Below are 18,051 nucleotides of genomic sequence, written 5' to 3' on the forward strand. Positions count from 1 at the left end.
TTATACCTCCAACACGTATTCGAACAACAAGAAACAGGCCGTAAAAATAATCACGTCATACACTGCGATGAGTTGCAGCCATGATAATACATTGGCCATGTCCCCTGATGATGCCAACAGAATTTTGGTTGCTTGCACGGCAGCGAGAAGCACTGGACTCACGACCGGAAACAAAAGGATGGGCAAAAGCATTTCGCTGCTCCGGGAATGGGAAGATAATGCGGCGAGAAACGTGCCGATCGCAATAAAACCGAAACTCCCCGACAATAAAATGCAGATAAAGAGCACCCAATCCGTAGACCAACGAAAATCAAACAAGATAAACACAAGCGGAATCGTTACGATCTCAATGATGATGAGATTCACCAGATTGGCCAGCACCTTCCCGACGTATATGCCGGAAGGATCAATCGGAGACATGATCAGCGCATGCAGATTGTCATTCTTCATTTCGGATAGGAAGGACCGGTTTAAACCGAGAATGCCGGAAAAGACGATCAATGCCCAGATGATCCCAGGAATGACGTTTTTCACTACCAGGTTGGTCGGGTCAAACGCAAAGCTGAACACCACGATGACTAACCCTGAGAAGATCAGCATCGTTGAAATGGTCTGCCGTGTCTTCCATTCGGTATATAAATCCTTCCCCGCGATCAAAAGCGCAGCTTTCCAAAGATTCATGGATTGATCGCCACCCGCTTCCCGTATTTTTGCGCTAAGGCAGCCTGATCCTTCTCCTCAAGGTAAAAGTCATCGCTAATTATACCCTGGCTCATGATCAAAGCCCGATCACACACCGCGGCAGCCTGAACGAAATCATGGGTAACCATCATACAGGTTGTCCCCTCATTCTTTAGCCTGGCCATTACCTGATTCAAAGTGACGACTGCCTGCTGATCCAAACCCGTATGCGGTTCATCCAGCAATAGAATTTCTGGTGAGGCCAGCAGTGCTTTGGCGATGGAGGTTCTTTGCAACATTCCCCGAGAGAATGAACGAACCGGCTCATGCATAAACTTCCTCATTCCTACTTCATCTAGCATTCGTTTCGCTTTGGCTTCACAATCTGACACCCCGTATAATTTACCGTGAAAGATCAAATTCTCCATCGGGGAGAAGTGGTCGTACAGCATGCTGTTGTGAGATACGAACCCTATTTTGGCCTTCAATTGATCCGGACTTTTTTTGGTGTTTACCCCCATCAGTTCGATTTCTCCCGAAGTGGGCTTGGTCAGTAAGGAGAGCAATCGAAGCAAGGTGCTCTTGCCTACTCCGTTAGAGCCCAACACAGCCACTGATTCCCCGCGCTCGATCTTAAACGTGACCCCGCGCAAAATGGCCTTATCCCCAACTGTTTTGGTTATTGAATGGACTTGAATCATAGCATTTTTTGTCCTGTCGATGGGGTATCCGCTTGTTCCCGCAAGCTTTGCTTTAATTGGACGAGAACTTGTTTGTACGCTTCTCGTCTCTTGGTGAATTCATCTTCTGAAATTTTATTTTCTTGATAAGACTTTTCTAATTCAATGATCTTGTCCATAAGGATTGATTGCTTGTCGAGGAGTCCCTGTTCATAAAATTCTTCTTCCGTATGATGGGTAGCTTTCCGCTTCTTCTGCCATTTAGAGAAAGCAAAGATAAGCGACATGACGATCAGGGATGCCGCAATCGCCACGAAGATACGCGGCGGAATGGTTCGAAGCGGGGTTTGCTCATACATCCGGAGCCACGCTGATTGCTCCGTTGGTGTGGTAATATGCTCCTTCTCCCCTTCAGGATTCGTCGCCATTGAATAGCTAATCGTAATCGGTTGTCTGGCTTGCTGATCTTTTAAGGTGTATCCTATGTAATCCTGACCATTAAACGAGAATGTACTCTTCTGCGAATTCCCCGCATTCTCAATGTTGATGTCGCCTCGCTTATCGGGGATCAGAACGTGAACCTCATCAGATGGGTAGTTGAAAGGCAATGTTAGCTTTCCAGTACCTGTGCCAGCCAAACGAAATGAGTACGGAAGGTCGATAATTTGTCCCGCCTGTATGGGTTTCGTCGTATAAATGGTTTCTTTATCGACAATGACTGACTTATCCTTTTCATCAAATAGCATGATATGTTCCGCGCCTATGGGAAGATGAAGCGTAAGCACGTGCCCGTCTGCGTCCGCTTTAAGCTGTTCTGTTCCCGTATTGCGAAAACTAACCATGCTAACAACCTCGACCCCATCTTGGAAAGGTCGAATTATACAGTAGTTCATCTCTGTTTTCACAGGAGAAACAGGGGCGGCTGATACAAGAAAGGGTGGGAAAATGAATAGACAGGCCATTAAAGCAATCCATATTCGTCTCATGGTGATACCTCCCTCTGAGCCTCTCGCTTCTTCTCCAGCTCTTGCTCTATTTCCAATTGAATTTGTTTCAGGAAATCTTCTGAATCCGTACGCTGCACTTTTCCTTTGTCTTGAGGTCTATTCGGTGTTGACCGGTATGATGCAGACATCGCAAACAAGGTACCTATCGTCACGATAATTCCCCCGATCCATAACCAATTCATCATCGGGTTTACCTTGATCGTGAAGGTGGCTTTGCCATCTGGTTCCCAAGCGCTCAACACAACATATAAATCCTCTTTCCAGAAGCTAAGGAGCGCCACCTCAGTGGAAGGCTGTTCCCAATTGTCATAAAAAACAACTTCTGGCTGCACCGTCCCAATTGGTTCATTGTTCTTCGTCACAGTCATATCAGCAAACACTACATCCTGGTGCCCAACTGGCTTCTCACGCAAATTCTCATAAGTAAGCGTGTAGTCGTTAATTGTAATGGATTTGCCGATTTCGATTGTCTGCATCGTTTGAACGGAGAAATTGCTTGAACCAATGATCCCAAGCGCCATTGCAGCAATTCCTAGGTGAACGATATACCCGCCATAACGACGACGATTTTTGTTGATCATTACACCAAGTGAACGGACGAATGCTTCCCCTGTTGATTGCTGTCTCGATTTGGCATCTTGATAGAAAGCGACACCGTGATTACTGATCATAAAGATCACCACAAGATCCGCAAACAATGGGTACAACTGGCGAATACCGTACACATACAACAGGACACCAATGACAGTACTAACAACCGCCGTAAGTATCAGGGAGCGCCGGATTTTCCGGTTATTTCCACTGTTCCAGGCAAGTAACGGACATACGGACATCAACGCCATTAATCCCAAAAGAATGGGAGCTTCAACAGTATTAAAAAACGACGTATCCAACGTTATTTTATTGCCTGTCAAGAATTCAGAGGTGAGCGGAAAGACTGTCCCCCAGAGCACGGCAATCGCTGCGCCTACCAACAGAAGATTGTTTACAAGAAAACTGCTCTCTTTGGATAGATAGGAGTGGAATTGACCCGCTCCGCCTTTCAACACGTTGATACGGTTCATCATCATGTAAACCGCGAAAATGATAGCAAGTCCCATAAAAACCAGGAAGTAATTGCCCAAGCTTGAGTTCGGAAACGCATGAACAGACGTGAGCACACCGCTTCGCGCAATATATGTACCAAACAGAGTTAAGGCATAAGTTACGGTAATTAATGAAAGGTTCCAGACACGGAGCATGTTTTTGCGCTCTTGTACCATTACCGAGTGCATGAATGCCGTTGCGGTCAACCAAGGCATAAACGACGCGTTCTCTACTGCGTCCCAGGCCCAATAACCACCCCACCCAAGCTCCACATAGGCCCATTGTCCACCTAGAATGTTCCCCAAGGTGAGGAATAACCACGCCGCAAGCGTCCACCTGCGCGTCATCTGAATCCACTCAGACTTCACACTTTTCATCAAAAGAGAACCCATTCCAAAAGCGAAAGGAATCGCCATACCCACATATCCCAAGTACAAGGTAACCGGATGGATCACCATTCCGGGATTTTGCAGCAGCGGATTCAGACCGGAACCGTCTACCGGTACCTTATCCAGCAGAGCGAATGGTCTTGTAATGAAGCCAAGCATAAACAAGAAGAAAATGCTATTTACAAGCAGAATGGCTGTGGCATAAGGCACGACTGGATGATCTTTTAGCTTTTTACCGCAGAAGACGACTGTCGTATAAAGCGCTAACAAAAAAGTCCACAGCAATAAGGAGCCCGCATTACCAGCCCACAAAGCAGAAAGCTTATACATCATCGGTAAATCTGCGTTCGTATAATGGCTGACATACTCGTACTGGAATTGACTGCTTCCCAATAAATACAACATGATTCCGATAGCCACTGCGGTAGAAGCAAACATACCCATCGTCGCTATTCTGGCATGCTTATGTACAGCGTCCTTCTTTCGGATACCGATAACTGATGCGACAAATGCGTACACAGCAAACCCTAAGGCTGCATATATAACCCCGTTCCCTATCCAATACATGAAGAATCAATCCTCTCTGCTTCCGACTATTTTCCCGAAGATTGCGACTGGTTCAATTTCTTATGAAGCTCGGGATCATAACTCTTGGGATCTTGGCCTTCATACTTGGACGGACAACGTGTTTTTACATGCTCGGCCGTAAACTGACCATCTGTCGTCATCGTTCCGTCTACCACAACGATAATTTGATCGGTAAAATTATCAGGTTTGACACCATGATGGGTCACATGAAATTTATTTCCCTGTTCATCTTGAATATCGAATTGAAGTTCAATTTTATCAGCATTCCATTTAATTGATTTGGCAATAAGATTCCCTTGGGTTGTCACATAACTCCCACTATATTTGGAAGGGTTGCTTACTAATTGACTAACCGTTGCCTCCGCCCCGCTAGCCCCAGGAGTAGCTGCAATTAGCAGAGAGACGATGGATGCGGCAATGATAATACCTCCTACATACACCTTTTTGTTCTTATTCATACACGATAGCTCCCCCTTCACAACTGTTCATATAAGACAGGAAGTAATTCTTATCACATACCTACGTTACGTGAGCAAAAATACACATGATGTGAAGATAATCACTTTTAGGAGAAAGTTTGGAAAGTTGACTAAAATTCTCCATTTTCTCTCCATAAACATTAGATGATCGAACAACTATAATTTAAGATGCAACAGTATGTCTGATAAAAAAGGAAAGGAGGGGGATATATGAGTGGTCGCTGGAAGGAAAAGCTTGGTACAATTCTGAGAAACAAATATTTAGTGATTGGATTACTGGTATTTGGGTTGGTCTATGTTGCTTACGACCAGGGAATGGCCGCTACAAGCTCTAAGGAGTTTTGTACAAGCTGCCATGTCATGAAAGACGTCGGAGACTCATTAGCGAAATCTACGCATAAAAACTTATCTTGTGGTGATTGCCACGTGCCGCACGATGCTGTAAACAAAGTCGTATACAAGGCGAAATCAGGTATTTCTCACATTTATCACAACACGTTTGATGATAAGCTGCCAGCCGATTTTGTTGCGAACGATTCATCCAAAAAAGTAATCCAACAACGTTGTATTGATTGCCACAGTAGTACAGTTTCAAAGATCAACCATGATACAGGTGCTAGCTGCATTAGCTGTCATAGGGATTTGCCGCATAACACAGGGCGATTGCAGATGGAAAACAAAGATGTCCCCGCACATAAACAATAAGTGTTCGTTTAAGAAAGGAACGTGTTTGGTATGAAGACGAGACACAAATGGATGGCCGTTCTCGCCCTCGTTCTCTGCTTCGGTTTAATCGCCGTTGGCTGCAGCAGCAACCGGGAAGCATCGGCTCCCCCTATTCAAACCAATATTCCGGATGGCGAATCTGATTCTGCCGTTTGGGGTAAAGAATTTCCCCTTCAATATCAAAGCTATCTGGAAAACAAAGAAGACCAAATTTCCACCAAGTTCGGCGGGTCTAAACCTGTATCCCACTACATACAACAACCGCTTCTTCCTCAATTATTCAAAGGATATGGTTTTGCCAAAGAATATAACGAAGAACGGGGTCACGTGTATGCGATAGAAGACGTGCTCCACATCAAGCGGATCGACGAGAAATCCCCTTCCTCCTGTTGGAACTGTAAATCTCCCGATGTTCCAAAATTGGTTGAAAAAGAAGGCGTCGCATTCTTCAAGGTTCCGTTTAATCAACGGAAGGACCAAATTACTCACCCGATTGGCTGCGCCAACTGTCACGATGCGAAAACAACAGAATTGAAAGTGACGAACAAGAACTTCAAAGATGCAATGCAGCGTTTGAATGTTGATCTCTCCAAAGCATCCAAGCAAGATATGCGCACCTATGTATGTGCCCAGTGCCACAATGAATACTACATGAAGAAAGACACGAAAGAAGTCGTAAACCCATGGGATAAGGGTAAAAATCCTGACGAGATCATTGCTTATTATGACGAAAAAGGGTTCAAAGATTGGGAACATCCAGATTCCAAAACACCTATGCTCAAAGCTCAACATCCTGAGTTTGAAATGTTTTCTTCCAGTATGCATGGTCAGAATGGCGTAAGCTGCGCAGATTGCCATATGCCTTACCAACGGGATGGCGACAAAAACAAATATTCTTCCCACCACTGGCAAAGCCCCATCAAAACTCCTGAGACCATCGAACAATCTTGCCGTACTTGCCACCGTGAAAAAACAACAGACGAGCTGAAAGACCGTGTATTGTACACACAAGTTAAAACGTATGACCTGATGCTCAAAGCTCAAGAAGCTTCCAATGAAGCACACCAAGCTGTGAAGAAAGCGTTAGAAAGTCCAAAAGCCAACAAAGACCTCATCGCCAAAGCACAAAAATTAATCCGTAATGGCCAATTTGAATGGGATTATGTCGCCGCTGAAAACAGCATGGGCTTCCATAACCCACAGCTAGCGCTTGAAACTCTCGGAAAATCGATTGATAACAGTCGTCAAGCACAACTTCTCGCATTCCAAGCGATTTCTCAACCAACTGCAGCAAAATAGCAAATTGGAAAACCTGATTCGCTAAGAGAATCAGGTTTTTATTATTGATAAACATTAAGTTGGAATTCACAAGTTTGATCTACTTTGAAATTAGTATATAATTATATTTAAATAAACGGTTTGTGGTTCAACAAGAAAGGAGACATGGAATACTCATGAAGAGGTTTTTAATGGTTCTTGTCGCTTTAACATTGCTGATTGCTCCCTTTGGATTAAACGCAGATCACGCTGACGCCAAAGGCTATAAATCCGGAAAAAAATCTTTTAACTCTACAACAACTCCAAACAAGGCAGACTCAACGTACAATTCAAGCACCAACAAAAGTCCTGACGCTCCAGCAAAAGCTCCAGCCACAACATCCCCTAGTAAAGGCGGATTGATGAAGGGTCTGCTAATGGGCGGTTTGGCTGGATTGCTATTCGGCAGCTTATTCGGCAATCTCGGAATTCTTGGCTCCATGCTAGGATTCTTGATTAATATCCTGGCGATTATCGCTGTCATTGCACTGATTCGCAAAGCGTATCACTACTTTAAAAATCAACGACCGAAACAAGGAATGGACACATGGAAACGATAAAATTCTCGGAACAAGATTTAATTAATGCCATATGTATTCACGTAGCTAGCAAAAGACAGATTCAACCTGATCAGGTCGTGGTTGAATTAGTGTGGGATGATGATCATGGCTTCTCCGCTGATATTGAAGTTTCTCAAAGGCAACAAATTCTCATCGAAGCCAATTTAATTGAAGCTGTGCGCTTTTACTTGCAGACACAGCTTCAGCGTGACCCCTACGCTGCTTCTATTGAACTTAAGCTAGAGGATGAAGAAGGAATCATTGCCCTCGCCAGCTATACCAGCTACTAATGTCCTACGACTCAATAAAAACAAGCCCATTGAAACTCATCGTGGTTTCAGTGGGCTTGTTCTTTTATCGACTCTCTACCTCAACGGAAATCACATGATCCACTGATTTCAATGAAGAATAAATATCCGTAGTGTAGACTTTTTCCGGCGCCAGAATCAACATTTCCAGGACTTGATGTTCTTGGTCCTTGTCTCTCACTTTTACTCGTTTGACATTCAGGTCCAGGTGCTTAATCTCCTTGAATAAAGGATTTAGCTCTTTCTGGCCTTCTACTACGATCTTGATCGCAAGGTCTCTTTTGCGTAACGTACTGGGTCCAATCCCTTTGATCACAAATGGCAGCACGTTAATGGCACATATAATCATAACACTAGTGACCGTAGCTTCTGTGTAAAACCCTGCTCCAACGGCTATCCCTAAGCCTGATGCGGCCCAAACCATAGATGCTGTCGTCAATCCGGATATCACATCATTGCTTCTGCGCAAAATAACCCCAGCTCCGAGAAAGCCGACACCACTCACAATTTGCGCCGCCAAACGCATTGGATCCATATTCGTATGCCCTGGAACGGAGTAGCGATGAACCGATTCGATAGATACGATCGTGATCAAACAACTAACAACCGAGATGACCATGCTTGTTTTAACGCCCAAAGGTTTGCTTTTCAATTGCCTGTCGATACCAATTAGAAGGCCAAGCAACAAGGCAATCGCCAGCTTTATCAATAATTCGTAGTCCATTGTTTCTCCCTCCTAATCAATATCTATACATAATACCAAGGATTCAAGAGATTGCAACACTGTGAAGGAACAAAGTAATGTTCTTTAAACAACTATGTATAAAAAGGTGCTGTTGAATAAGACTTACGTCACAGGGTACAATACGATGACACAAGTTTTATAGATTGGTGGTAGAGGAAGTATGGAAATAACACCCTTACAGAAAGTAGAAGAATTAGCTTTAAAAAAGTACAAGGTATTTAAGCAGAGTCGCTTACGCTATCTAGCTCGGTCCGTATTAGCGAGTATGTTCATCGGATTTGGAGTAATCGTCGCCTTTAAGACAGGGAACTACTTCTATATGGTACATTCACCCTTTACTTATCCCATCGCCGCGGCCACATTTGGCGTTGCGATTATCTTAATTTTATACGGTGGAGGAGATTTGTTTACGGGTAACACGTTTTATCATACCTATGCAGCACTTCGCAGAAAGCTCCGCTGGAGTGATGTGATCAAGCTATGGATCATGAGCTACGTGGGCAATATCATCGGAGCCGCTTTTTTCGCCTTATTGATTTATACAACAGGACTGTTCAATGATGCTTCCGTCAATAGCTTCTTACTTAGTGTCGTGGTAAAAAAAATGCATGCTCCAACTTCCGAGCTGTTTTTTCGAGCCATCCTTTGTAATTGGCTGGTGTGTCTCGCCTTCTTTGTTCCGATGTGGTTTAAAGACGATTTTGCAAAAATGTTCGCTATGATGCTGTTAGTCTTCTGTTTCTTTATTTCCGGCTATGAGCATAGTATCGCCAATATGTGTACCTTCGCCATCGCATTGGTTCTGAATCATCCTGGAACCATCTCCTATTACGGAGTTATTCATAATCTCGTGCCTGTTACAATTGGGAATCTGATCGGTGGTGCTGGGCTTATGGGTTATATGTATTACTACATGAATAAGCCTTATTTGGAAGAACTCGATGCAGAAGGTAAGACTCATTAGGAATAAAGCACTGGGATGATTCATTAGGGGATATCGATATGAAAACGATCCGTCAGATTTATACCCGAGATATGAAAAATATCGTCACGAACTGGGTGGCTTCTGTTGTCATTCTCGGACTCGTATTTCTTCCATCGCTCTATGCTTGGTTTAATATTGAATCCTCCTGGGATCCCTATGGAAGAACAAGCGGATTACCCATTGCAGTAGCGAACAACGATCAAGGTGCAGTGATTGGCGGCAAACACCTGAACATCGGGAATGAAATTATTGCTTCTCTTAGAGAAAACCATAATATCGGCTGGGTGTTTACAGACGAGGCTCAGGCTTTCCATGGGGTTCAGCATGGGAATTATTATGCAAGCATCACGATTCCAGCAGACTTCTCGGCCAAGATTGCTACCGTGTTGACCAAAAGCCCGCAAAAAGCGGAGATCTTATACGACGTGAATGAAAAGATTAATGCCGTCTCCCCAAAAATCTCTGCAGCAGGAGCCAGTGGAATCATTGAAGAAGTGAACCGGAACTTTATCAAAACGGCTAACGGGGCCATTTTTCAGATCTTCAACGAGATTGGAATTGCGTTACAAAGCGACCTTCCAACCATTATGAAAGTAAGAGATATGATCTTCAAATTGGAAACCATGATTCCTACCATTAATCAAGCGGTTGCTATCGGTTCCCAGGATATTCACAAAACGAATGAAATCATTCAGAGAGCACAAGCTGATCTTCCTACCATAGCGAAACTCGCCACAGACGGGCAGGATTTCTCCAATCATCTAGGACTCCTGCTCGATCACAGCTCCGCGATACTTGACACCGTCGCACCCAACGTGAAGCAGGATCTACTCTTGCTTCAACAAGCTACCATCATCATGAAACAAATAACAGATATGCTGCAGGATCCTCTGATTGATCCGAACTTGGTGAAAACTCAACTGGATCGAATCGCCAATCGACTCGCAACAGCTGCCCAAGTCACTCAAGATCTGTCCGTGTTATTCGATCGACTAAACCAACTGACTGGAGGGAGCGGGCATACCAACCTGACCGACAAGCTCCTGCAAATTACGTCCAACCTGCAACAGCAAGCATCGACAGTGACCAGAATCAGAGAGGCACTTGACAGAGGAGAAAAACCAGCTGCTGAGCTGATTACCCGGTTAAACCAGTTATCACAAGAGAGCTCTGCATTCATCGGTGACATTCTCGGACGCTATGATCGCGAAATCGTGCCAAAGATCCAACAGGGAGTAGAGAAAGCCAAAAAAACAACCAATGATGCAAAAGCCATCCTCGCCGATGTAACCAAGAGTATCCCCGATGTCGAAAAGATCCTTCAGGATGTTGCTACCGGCTTGGCCCTTGGGAATCAGGAGCTTCTGACTCTTCAAAAAGAACTTCCCCTGTTTGAAACCAAGCTCGTAGCACTGGCTAATCGGATCCGCGACTTTGAAAAAAAAGGGAATATCAACGAAATCATTGATTTGCTCCAGAATAACGTGGCCAAACGAAGCGAATTTTTTGCTGAACCAGTGGTACTGAAGGAACATAAGCTTTTCCCCATTCCTAATTATGGCTCCGCGATGTCACCCTTTTTTACCACTCTCTCGCTGTGGGTCGGTGCCTTGCTGCTGGTTTCCTTATTAAGTGTGGAAGTGCACCATCCTAACACTGAGTATAAAAGCTATGAGATCTACTTCGGGCGTTTTTTGACCTTCCTGACGCTGGCACTCCTGCAATCCTTGATGGTCACGATGGGAGACATCTTCATACTAGGCACTTACGTAGTAAACAAGCTATGGTTTGTGCTATTCGGGCTTGTGTTAAGCGGTGTGTTCATGCTGATCGTCTACACACTGGTATCTGTATTCGGCAACGTTGGCAAGGCGATGGCCATTGTTCTGCTCGTCCTTCAGCTTGCGGGGTCTGGCGGCACGTTTCCGATTCAGGTTACACCACCGTTTTTTCAAGCCATTCATCCTTATTTGCCTTTCACTTATGGGATTAGCATGATGCGGGAAGCGGTAGGGGGAATACTCCGGGATATTGTCTCTCGAGATTTACTAATGATGGCGGTTTTTGTCGGCATTTTTCTTGTCATCGGCTTGGCGTTGAAGAAGCGAATTAACCGCTCAACTGCTCATTTGGTTGTCAAAGCCAAGGAAAGCAAGCTGATACATTAAGTGTGCTGTCACAAGAAAAAAGCGTGGGGATCCCCACGCTTTTTAAATTTGGAAACTGCGGTCACAGTCTCCCCATCCGTTATTGTTTGGATGTAATAAACTCATCTATTGTTAGAAAGGTATCCGTATACCCTAACTTCTCACCCAACTGGGTAATAGAAGGAGTCTCTACATGCGCCTTTTCCAAAATGTCCGCTTGAGCAAACACATGGCGTGTATCGCTGTCGAGGATGACTTTGCCTTGACTCATGACGATTGTTCTTTCAAAGTTCTCCGCTACAAAATCCATGTCATGAATGATCGTCATCACCAGTTTATTGCGCGCTTTCAAGGTCTGCATAATTTGTTTGATCTTCTCTTTGCCCTCATAATCTTGCGCAATGGTCGGTTCATCAAAAATGATAATGTCCGTATCCATTGCGATAATTGAGGCAATACAAAGGAGTTTTTTCTCGGATAAGCTGAGGTCCTGGGGATTGACGTCCAGCTTGTTTGATAACCCGACCATTTCGATGGCGATTAGCGCATTTTTCTTTGCGGTTTGTTCATCGAGCTTAATATTGATTGGACCAAACATCACTTCATCCAATACTTTTCCCTTAAAAATCTGGTCGTTCGGATTTTGAAATACCAAGCCAATTTTTGAGGAGATAGCCGCTGCTGTTGTATCCTTCAGGTTCTGACCTTGAATGATGATGTCTCCCTGACTAGGCTTCAGCAGTCCTTTCAACAATTTGACCAAGGTCGTCTTTCCTGCCCCATTCTGGCCTATGATTGCAGTGGATCGCTGATCGAAATCCAGATTGACACCGGTCAAAATTTCGGTTCCTGGCGTATAGGAAAAGGATAGATTTTTTACTTGGATCATCGTCATTTTCTCCCCAATGCTTCAACTGCCTCATTTAACGTAACCGGGTAAGATGAGGAATTGACTTTTTTGATCTGCAATGCCTTGCACACCTTCGTATAGACAGGCTCCGTGACGCCATAACCACCTAAATCTTCTCGCGAGAAAATCTTTTCTGGCGTGTCAAAATCAATCAGTTTCCCGTGATCCAAGAGCATCACGCGATTACAGTACTGCGCAATTTTCTCCATTTTGTGCTCCACCATGATGACGGTCATGCCTTGGTGGCTTAAGCTTTGAATCGCTCGGAAAACCTCTTCCGAACCTTGTGGATCAAGCTGAGATGTCGGTTCATCCAACACGATAATATCTGGCTTCATGGCAATGATGCTGGCAATCGCCATTCTCTGCATCTGACCCCCTGATAAATCGAACGGATGACGATCCCGATACGGATAGATATTCAACAGATGAAGAGCGGAATCGATGCGCTCCATCATTTCTTTGCGCGGAACTCCAATATTCTCTAGACCAAAAGCAATTTCCTCATACACCGTCAGCTTGGAACCCGTTACCTGCGTAAAGGGGTTTTGAAATACGATGCCTACTTTGAGAGACAAGTCACTAATCGTACTGGTTTTCACTTCTAACCCATCAATGAGGACTTTACCACCGTAAGCGCCTTGATAGAAATGAGGGACAAGTCCTACTAGCGCTTGGCATAACGTAGACTTGCCCGATAAATTACGACCGATGATTCCGATGAATTCCCCTTGCTCCACATCGAAGGACAGATCATCGATGGCTAGTTTCTCTGTTAACGGATATTTGTATTTAAGATTCTCGACCGTAATTTTCTTCATCCCAGTATCCTCCATACAATGGCCAGTACCACCAAGAGCATAAGCCCCCATTGGATTACTGTGCTGTAGGAATGTTTCTTTTCTTCGTATAAATAGGTTTTATTTCCCCGTGCGTTAAATCCTCGGACTTCCAGGGCCATCGCTCTCTCTTTGGTATTAATCAGCGAGTTCAGAACGACTGGGCCGAGCAAAGGCAAGAATGCCTTCACGCGTACACTCAGCTTTCCTTCCGTTTCCATCCCTCTTGAACGCTGTGCGTCTGTAATGGTTCCCATAGTTGCTATCATCTGGGGAATAATTTGGAAGACCGAAACCAGCACATATCCAATTCGCGGGGAAAGACCTCGGCGAACCAAGGCTTCCACCAGATCAGAGGGCTTCGTGGTCAAGACAAGAATCATGAAAGCCCCTACGATGTTGATCACGCGCATGGTAATGAGCATTCCATATACAAAGCCTTCCTTGTAGAAGGTGAACGACCCAAGATGGAACAAAGCGGTTTCATTCTCCGCTTTAAAAAACCCCTGGATAAGTACAACAGTCACCAGAACCAAGAGCGCAAACCCAAAAACGGGCAGCGCTTTTCTTATCACTTTGGCCATCAAAAGCAGGATAATGCTTACTAGCATGCAGATAAAGGTGACTTTCATCGATGGAAGAATAATGGGAACTGCGATTGCAAAGAAAATATAAAATAGCTTACTAATTGGATCGATGTCGTGAATAAACGATTGTTTTTCTACATATAAGCTAATCGACTTCAAGTTGATCTCACCATCTTCCTCTGAAAAAAGCTCTCTTAATCAATGGATTCCAATTTATTATTGCTTTTATAAAGATGGATCAGATTCTTCGGAAGACCTCTATAGATAGCGTAGCTGATAAGAACCGCAATGACTTTATCGGGAAGGTCAACCACCATTTCATCTAAAAAGGACGCTAACCATATGGAGCCCGTATTGGCCATCACTGTGGCAAATAGAGCGTCTCCCCACAAGTTGCCTGTCTGTCCTCCCCAGAAGCCTATGTTAATAGGAGTTGAGATCACAATCGCTGTAAGTCCAACGGCTAAACCAACCACGATGGCTTTGCTCCAGCTGGCAATCCAGCCTTTGTAGGCCAAAATACCTGCTATTAAACCAATGAACAAGCTGGAGATACCATATACGAATGAGATCGGATCAACGGTGAGTCCATAAATAATATTATTAATTGCACCTGCGATTGCACCAATGATCGGACCTGCAAGCATACTCGCCAAAATGGTACCGATAGAATCAAGCCATAAAGGCAGCTTCAATACTCCGGCAAATAATTTCCCAATGTAGTTAATACCAACAGCAGCTGGAATCAACACAAGTGCAGCAGTAGAAAAACGAAAGGACCACATGTTTGGTTTTTGCATAGATAAAAGCCTCCTTTAGTTAATTGACCAGTTCCTGTAAGCTACAAAAGCTTCTAACGCGGTAATGATCTCACTCTCTTCACCTTGGGTACTTGCATGGGTTTGGTCTACGTAGTCATTAATCCCCCCCTCCAGGTTGCCGTCTGCTTCTACCACCACATTCAGAATGGAGGCAACTTTCAATTTCCTCAATCCGCCAATCACGAATAGTGCCGCGGTTTCCATATCAGCTGCCAGGACTCCTTTTTTCGCCCAGAAGCTGTCAATCTCCTGTTCTTCGTCCGTGTAGAAACTGTCATGACTCCGAATGGGACCATAATGGTAGGCGTTACCCAACCGTTTGGCTGACCCTATTAGATGAAATAGTAATTCAGCATCTGGAATCGCCGGGTATCCTCGCTCCACATAGGCGTCAGATGCCCCGTCATTACGTACGGCACCCGTCGCAATGATTAAATTGCCTAAGCGAATATGATCTTGCATGGCTCCACAGCTTCCGATTCGGATCATGGCTTTGATTCCGATGTTTTTTAACTCTTCGACAGCAATGCCGGTGGATGCGCCCCCAATTCCTGTGGAGGTGACGAGTACATTGACTCCCTTATAAGAACCTAATATGGTCCGGTACTCACGATTATTCGCTAACTCCCTTGGATGATCCAAAAATTGGGCAACTCTTAGAACACGTTGGGGATCCCCAGGTAAAAGCGCATATTCGACATCTAGCCCCTGTCCAAGTCTGATATGTGGCTGCAGGTTATTGGTCACTTTCTCTATACCCCTTTCGAGATTAATCTAGTCTACTTAGTTGTTCTTCTTCTTTTAGTCTTGTACTATTCCGAATAATCAGGGTATGACTGTTGATTTCAATAATCTCTTTTTCTTTCAACACTTGAAGAATTCGATTAATACTCCGATGAGTTACCGCAAATTGCTGGCTCAACATGTGTTTGTTCACGTTGATTTCCGTACCCTGCCGCTTTTTGACACCTTGCTCCAGATAATCAATTAAATAGCGACAGACTCGGTGATATAACGAATAAAGATTGTCATCGCCTGCCTTTCGCGATAATCGATAAAATTGGCTGGACAACGATCTTGTAATATATTGATGAAAATTCTGATCCAGCTTCAACCATTGAAAAAAGATTTCACGCTTCAGTTCTATCAATTTCACATTTGTAAGCGCTTCCACATTACAAACAAATGGCTTCTGATCAAATATCTCGAGTTCCCCGATCATGTAGCCTGAATGATATGTCGCTTGGGAGTATTTTTTTCCGTTCTCCGCCATGATATTGATATCAACGGAACCGTCTACAATAATGTAGAAACTTTCTTGTACGTCCCCTTGATGAAAAATGATCGTCCCGCTCGGATATTCACTCAGATGCCAATGCCTTAATATCTCGTAAGGGCAGTGCTTCAGCATTTGATAGATTGTTTGGTTGTTCTCGATGATGTCTGCAATTGTCTGAACATTCATTTGTTTACACCTCAACTATACAATCTCCTTGGTGGACAAGAACAGGACATGTGTCCGACTTTACTCACATAGTAACACGGATTTTATGGATTTTACTTATAATTGCTGGATATATGTCTTTCTGTTCATATATTTCTGGAAAAACAAGAAAAGGAGCCCCCTATATTCTTAGAGGCGCTCCTTTTTTTAATCGAGCTTATTTTAAAGCCTTCGCGATTTCGACCAAATCGTCTTTGGTGATTTGGGGTGAAGCAGTGTGTATTGTTACTGATACATGCGTATCTTCCTTAATCATTTCCAAATACTTCACTACCTCGTTGTCCTCTGGGATTTGCATCTCATGATACAACGCATCTATATTATGAATTTTTACCTTCTCCACTTTATCATTTGGTCCCGCATTAGAGCTCATGCTGGTTATTCCATCAAGTTTGTGGAACATGATCGAAAATTCACCCTTACTACCAGCGTAGCTTGCCCTCATGCTCTCTACTTTAGAGTCAACGGTTAGCTCCTTGATGATGACATCCTTCTTTGTCTTCTCCGCTTCGTCGTAGAAGACATTCTCGTTATACTGTCGATCATTATAGTGATGATAGACATAACCCTCTTTAAAGGTATAACCACCGACTAACTCTGAAGGGTAGGAAAATCGATTTCCTGCTTCTTGTTGAATAACTTTAAGGTCCGTCGATATCAATGGTTTGGTAATATAACTAATCCTTTTATCTGGATTTTCCTTACTCACTACATATACTGCGGCAGCCGTGTTGGGCTCCAAAGCTTCTCGCGCTTGGTTTATTTTATCTCTATAACTGTTAGAGTGGCTGGCAGAAGGTTGATCTGTTTCTTTTACTTGTACGACAAAATCACTGTTGTTACTTTTTATTTCATACACTTTAATAGCAGCAAATGCGGTCGTCGCCACAAATATAAGAACAGCTGCGGTGATTAGACTCACTTTTATTTTCATTGGATAGACCTCCTTTTGATTCGCTCTTTCATATATTTTCTGAAGTACACGATCCTTTACATCGACTTCTGGCAACTGAGTATCTTGAAACAGATCTCTTAGTTCATCGGATTGCTGAGTAGTGTTCATTCACTCCCCCTCCTTCCACTGCATGCAAGAAATGCTTGCACTTTTTCAGTGCACGCTCATATTGCTTACGTAATGTCGCCGTTTTTTTGTTTAATAATATGGAGAGTTCTTCGTATCCCTTTTCCTCTACTACTCGCAAGATAATAAGATTTCGTTCCTCTGCAGAAAGATTGGATAAAGCAATATGGAGTGGTTCACTAAGATACTCGCTATCCACTTTCAGCTCTCCCTCGTTCCTACTCATGAATGGTGTCCCGATCCTCAAGAAAGAGGCCACCCGAAGAGACTTTGCTCTTTTGATAAGATTTAAACAGTGATGGTAAGCGATTTTGTACACCCAAGAGGAAAAGGATACCGTATGTGAGTATTTATCGAGGTTTTCATACGCTTTAATAAATACCTCTTGAACCGCATCCTCAGCCTCCTCACGCTGCCCAAGCATATGGTAGCAGTACTTAAATATGGGTTGCTGCAGCATTTCAATAATGATTCCGTATTTCTCTATAGAACCTGCCTTCGCTTCCTCTACCAACTGTTCAATCTGCTCTTGATCCAACTCTTTCACCTCCCTTTATTTGTATAACAAACAAGAAACCCAGTTTGTGACATTTCAGTAAAATAATAAAGCG

Annotated in this window: 20 protein-coding genes; 6 read left to right on the forward strand and 14 right to left on the reverse strand. The window is 43.8% G+C overall.

Annotation, left to right across the window (positions count from 1 at the left end; translation table 11 throughout):
• From ACQCN2_RS10800 to ACQCN2_RS10820, 5 genes are read right to left on the reverse strand one after another with little or no spacing between them, the layout of a single operon-like run.
• Nucleotides 1-681 carry a heme exporter protein CcmB gene (locus ACQCN2_RS10800; RefSeq protein WP_426928914.1) on the reverse strand — a complete coding sequence of 227 codons (681 nt, stop codon included), beginning with the start codon at nucleotides 679-681 and terminating at the stop codon, nucleotides 1-3.
• The gene (ccmA, locus tag ACQCN2_RS10805; protein ID WP_426928915.1) at nucleotides 678-1,382 is read right to left on the reverse strand and encodes a heme ABC exporter ATP-binding protein CcmA; all 705 of its coding nucleotides are present in this window, start codon (nucleotides 1,380-1,382) and stop codon (nucleotides 678-680) included. Before ccmA ends, ACQCN2_RS10800 begins: the two co-directional genes overlap by 4 nt.
• On the reverse strand, nucleotides 1,379-2,347 hold the full coding sequence (locus ACQCN2_RS10810; RefSeq protein ID WP_426928916.1) for a hypothetical protein: 969 nt from the start codon (nucleotides 2,345-2,347) through the stop codon (nucleotides 1,379-1,381). The genes ccmA and ACQCN2_RS10810 overlap by 4 nt, the downstream gene beginning before the upstream one ends.
• On the reverse strand, nucleotides 2,344-4,410 hold the full coding sequence (locus tag ACQCN2_RS10815) for a heme lyase CcmF/NrfE family subunit (RefSeq protein WP_426928917.1): 2,067 nt from the start codon (nucleotides 4,408-4,410) through the stop codon (nucleotides 2,344-2,346). The genes ACQCN2_RS10810 and ACQCN2_RS10815 overlap by 4 nt, the downstream gene beginning before the upstream one ends.
• A gap of 26 nt (nucleotides 4,411-4,436) precedes the next feature.
• On the reverse strand, nucleotides 4,437-4,889 hold the full coding sequence (locus tag ACQCN2_RS10820; protein ID WP_426928918.1) for a cytochrome c maturation protein CcmE: 453 nt from the start codon (nucleotides 4,887-4,889) through the stop codon (nucleotides 4,437-4,439).
• 231 nt (nucleotides 4,890-5,120) lie between these two features.
• On the opposite strand from ACQCN2_RS10820, the gene ACQCN2_RS10825 reads away from it, so the two are divergent.
• The 4 genes from ACQCN2_RS10825 (at nucleotide 5,121) to ACQCN2_RS10840 (ending at nucleotide 7,803) form a co-directional block, all read left to right on the forward strand.
• Nucleotides 5,121-5,615 carry a cytochrome c3 family protein gene (locus tag ACQCN2_RS10825; protein WP_426928919.1) on the forward strand — a complete coding sequence of 165 codons (495 nt, stop codon included), beginning with the start codon at nucleotides 5,121-5,123 and terminating at the stop codon, nucleotides 5,613-5,615.
• A gap of 30 nt (nucleotides 5,616-5,645) precedes the next feature.
• The gene (locus tag ACQCN2_RS10830; RefSeq protein ID WP_426928920.1) at nucleotides 5,646-6,935 is read left to right on the forward strand and encodes an ammonia-forming cytochrome c nitrite reductase subunit c552; all 1,290 of its coding nucleotides are present in this window, start codon (nucleotides 5,646-5,648) and stop codon (nucleotides 6,933-6,935) included.
• A 155-nt stretch (nucleotides 6,936-7,090) separates the two neighbouring features.
• Nucleotides 7,091-7,513, forward strand: coding sequence for a hypothetical protein (locus ACQCN2_RS10835; RefSeq protein ID WP_426928921.1), 423 nt, complete (start codon nucleotides 7,091-7,093; stop codon nucleotides 7,511-7,513).
• A complete protein-coding gene (locus ACQCN2_RS10840; RefSeq protein ID WP_426928922.1) occupies nucleotides 7,501-7,803 on the forward strand; it encodes a YxcD family protein in 303 nt (100 codons plus the stop codon). The genes ACQCN2_RS10835 and ACQCN2_RS10840 overlap by 13 nt, the downstream gene beginning before the upstream one ends.
• A gap of 64 nt (nucleotides 7,804-7,867) precedes the next feature.
• On the opposite strand, the gene ACQCN2_RS10845 is transcribed toward ACQCN2_RS10840, so the two are convergent.
• The gene (locus ACQCN2_RS10845; protein WP_426928923.1) at nucleotides 7,868-8,545 is read right to left on the reverse strand and encodes an MgtC/SapB family protein; all 678 of its coding nucleotides are present in this window, start codon (nucleotides 8,543-8,545) and stop codon (nucleotides 7,868-7,870) included.
• A 181-nt stretch (nucleotides 8,546-8,726) separates the two neighbouring features.
• Between ACQCN2_RS10845 and ACQCN2_RS10850 the strand changes: the two genes are divergently transcribed.
• Together ACQCN2_RS10850 and ACQCN2_RS10855 are read left to right on the forward strand one after the other, a co-directional pair.
• Entirely contained in the window at nucleotides 8,727-9,530 is an 804-nt protein-coding gene (locus ACQCN2_RS10850) for a formate/nitrite transporter family protein (RefSeq protein ID WP_426928924.1), read from the forward strand.
• 38 nt (nucleotides 9,531-9,568) lie between these two features.
• Nucleotides 9,569-11,719, forward strand: coding sequence for a YhgE/Pip domain-containing protein (locus ACQCN2_RS10855; protein ID WP_426928925.1), 2,151 nt, complete (start codon nucleotides 9,569-9,571; stop codon nucleotides 11,717-11,719).
• Nucleotides 11,720-11,798: 79 nt separating this feature from the next.
• On the opposite strand, the gene ACQCN2_RS10860 is transcribed toward ACQCN2_RS10855, so the two are convergent.
• The 8 genes from ACQCN2_RS10860 to ACQCN2_RS10895 form a co-directional block, all read right to left on the reverse strand.
• Nucleotides 11,799-12,587, reverse strand: a complete 789-nt coding sequence (locus tag ACQCN2_RS10860) for an energy-coupling factor ABC transporter ATP-binding protein (protein ID WP_426928926.1) — start codon at nucleotides 12,585-12,587, stop codon at nucleotides 11,799-11,801.
• Nucleotides 12,588-12,589: 2 nt separating this feature from the next.
• On the reverse strand, nucleotides 12,590-13,429 hold the full coding sequence (locus ACQCN2_RS10865) for an energy-coupling factor ABC transporter ATP-binding protein (protein WP_426928927.1): 840 nt from the start codon (nucleotides 13,427-13,429) through the stop codon (nucleotides 12,590-12,592).
• Complete coding sequence (locus ACQCN2_RS10870) at nucleotides 13,426-14,193, reverse strand: energy-coupling factor transporter transmembrane component T family protein (RefSeq protein ID WP_426928928.1); 768 nt, start codon at nucleotides 14,191-14,193, stop codon at nucleotides 13,426-13,428. The genes ACQCN2_RS10865 and ACQCN2_RS10870 overlap by 4 nt, the downstream gene beginning before the upstream one ends.
• A gap of 35 nt (nucleotides 14,194-14,228) precedes the next feature.
• Nucleotides 14,229-14,834 (reverse strand): ECF transporter S component, encoded by a 606-nt coding sequence (locus ACQCN2_RS10875; protein WP_426928929.1) that lies wholly within the window; start codon nucleotides 14,832-14,834, stop codon nucleotides 14,229-14,231.
• 15 nt (nucleotides 14,835-14,849) lie between these two features.
• Nucleotides 14,850-15,602, reverse strand: a complete 753-nt coding sequence (locus ACQCN2_RS10880; RefSeq protein WP_426928930.1) for a nucleoside phosphorylase — start codon at nucleotides 15,600-15,602, stop codon at nucleotides 14,850-14,852.
• A gap of 22 nt (nucleotides 15,603-15,624) precedes the next feature.
• Nucleotides 15,625-16,335, reverse strand: coding sequence for a Crp/Fnr family transcriptional regulator (locus ACQCN2_RS10885; RefSeq protein ID WP_426928931.1), 711 nt, complete (start codon nucleotides 16,333-16,335; stop codon nucleotides 15,625-15,627).
• Between the two features lie 181 nt (nucleotides 16,336-16,516).
• Nucleotides 16,517-17,422, reverse strand: a complete 906-nt coding sequence (locus tag ACQCN2_RS10890; RefSeq protein WP_426928932.1) for a hypothetical protein — start codon at nucleotides 17,420-17,422, stop codon at nucleotides 16,517-16,519.
• On the reverse strand, nucleotides 17,397-17,978 hold the full coding sequence (locus tag ACQCN2_RS10895; protein WP_426928933.1) for an RNA polymerase sigma factor: 582 nt from the start codon (nucleotides 17,976-17,978) through the stop codon (nucleotides 17,397-17,399). Before ACQCN2_RS10895 ends, ACQCN2_RS10890 begins: the two co-directional genes overlap by 26 nt.
• Nucleotides 17,979-18,051 lie beyond the last annotated feature (73 nt).

Source organism: Brevibacillus ginsengisoli (genome assembly GCF_050113715.1).
Lineage (GTDB): Bacteria > Bacillota > Bacilli > Brevibacillales > Brevibacillaceae > Brevibacillus_H > Brevibacillus_H ginsengisoli.

Excerpts from the sequence above, each read along its gene's own strand:
- ACQCN2_RS10800 (WP_426928914.1), bottom strand. The coding sequence starts at position 681 with ATGAATCTTTGGAAAGCTGCGCTTTTGATCGCGGGGAAGGATTTATAT.
- ccmA (WP_426928915.1), bottom strand. The coding sequence starts at position 1,382 with ATGATTCAAGTCCATTCAATAACCAAAACAGTTGGGGATAAGGCCATT.
- ACQCN2_RS10810 (WP_426928916.1), bottom strand. The coding sequence starts at position 2,347 with ATGAGACGAATATGGATTGCTTTAATGGCCTGTCTATTCATTTTCCCA.
- ACQCN2_RS10815 (WP_426928917.1), bottom strand. The coding sequence starts at position 4,410 with ATGTATTGGATAGGGAACGGGGTTATATATGCAGCCTTAGGGTTTGCT.
- ACQCN2_RS10820 (WP_426928918.1), bottom strand. The coding sequence starts at position 4,889 with ATGAATAAGAACAAAAAGGTGTATGTAGGAGGTATTATCATTGCCGCA.
- ACQCN2_RS10825 (WP_426928919.1), top strand. The coding sequence starts at position 5,121 with ATGAGTGGTCGCTGGAAGGAAAAGCTTGGTACAATTCTGAGAAACAAA.
- ACQCN2_RS10830 (WP_426928920.1), top strand. The coding sequence starts at position 5,646 with ATGAAGACGAGACACAAATGGATGGCCGTTCTCGCCCTCGTTCTCTGC.
- ACQCN2_RS10835 (WP_426928921.1), top strand. The coding sequence starts at position 7,091 with ATGAAGAGGTTTTTAATGGTTCTTGTCGCTTTAACATTGCTGATTGCT.
- ACQCN2_RS10840 (WP_426928922.1), top strand. The coding sequence starts at position 7,501 with ATGGAAACGATAAAATTCTCGGAACAAGATTTAATTAATGCCATATGT.
- ACQCN2_RS10845 (WP_426928923.1), bottom strand. The coding sequence starts at position 8,545 with ATGGACTACGAATTATTGATAAAGCTGGCGATTGCCTTGTTGCTTGGC.
- ACQCN2_RS10850 (WP_426928924.1), top strand. The coding sequence starts at position 8,727 with ATGGAAATAACACCCTTACAGAAAGTAGAAGAATTAGCTTTAAAAAAG.
- ACQCN2_RS10855 (WP_426928925.1), top strand. The coding sequence starts at position 9,569 with ATGAAAACGATCCGTCAGATTTATACCCGAGATATGAAAAATATCGTC.
- ACQCN2_RS10860 (WP_426928926.1), bottom strand. The coding sequence starts at position 12,587 with ATGATCCAAGTAAAAAATCTATCCTTTTCCTATACGCCAGGAACCGAA.
- ACQCN2_RS10865 (WP_426928927.1), bottom strand. The coding sequence starts at position 13,429 with ATGAAGAAAATTACGGTCGAGAATCTTAAATACAAATATCCGTTAACA.
- ACQCN2_RS10875 (WP_426928929.1), bottom strand. The coding sequence starts at position 14,834 with ATGCAAAAACCAAACATGTGGTCCTTTCGTTTTTCTACTGCTGCACTT.
- ACQCN2_RS10890 (WP_426928932.1), bottom strand. The coding sequence starts at position 17,422 with ATGAACACTACTCAGCAATCCGATGAACTAAGAGATCTGTTTCAAGAT.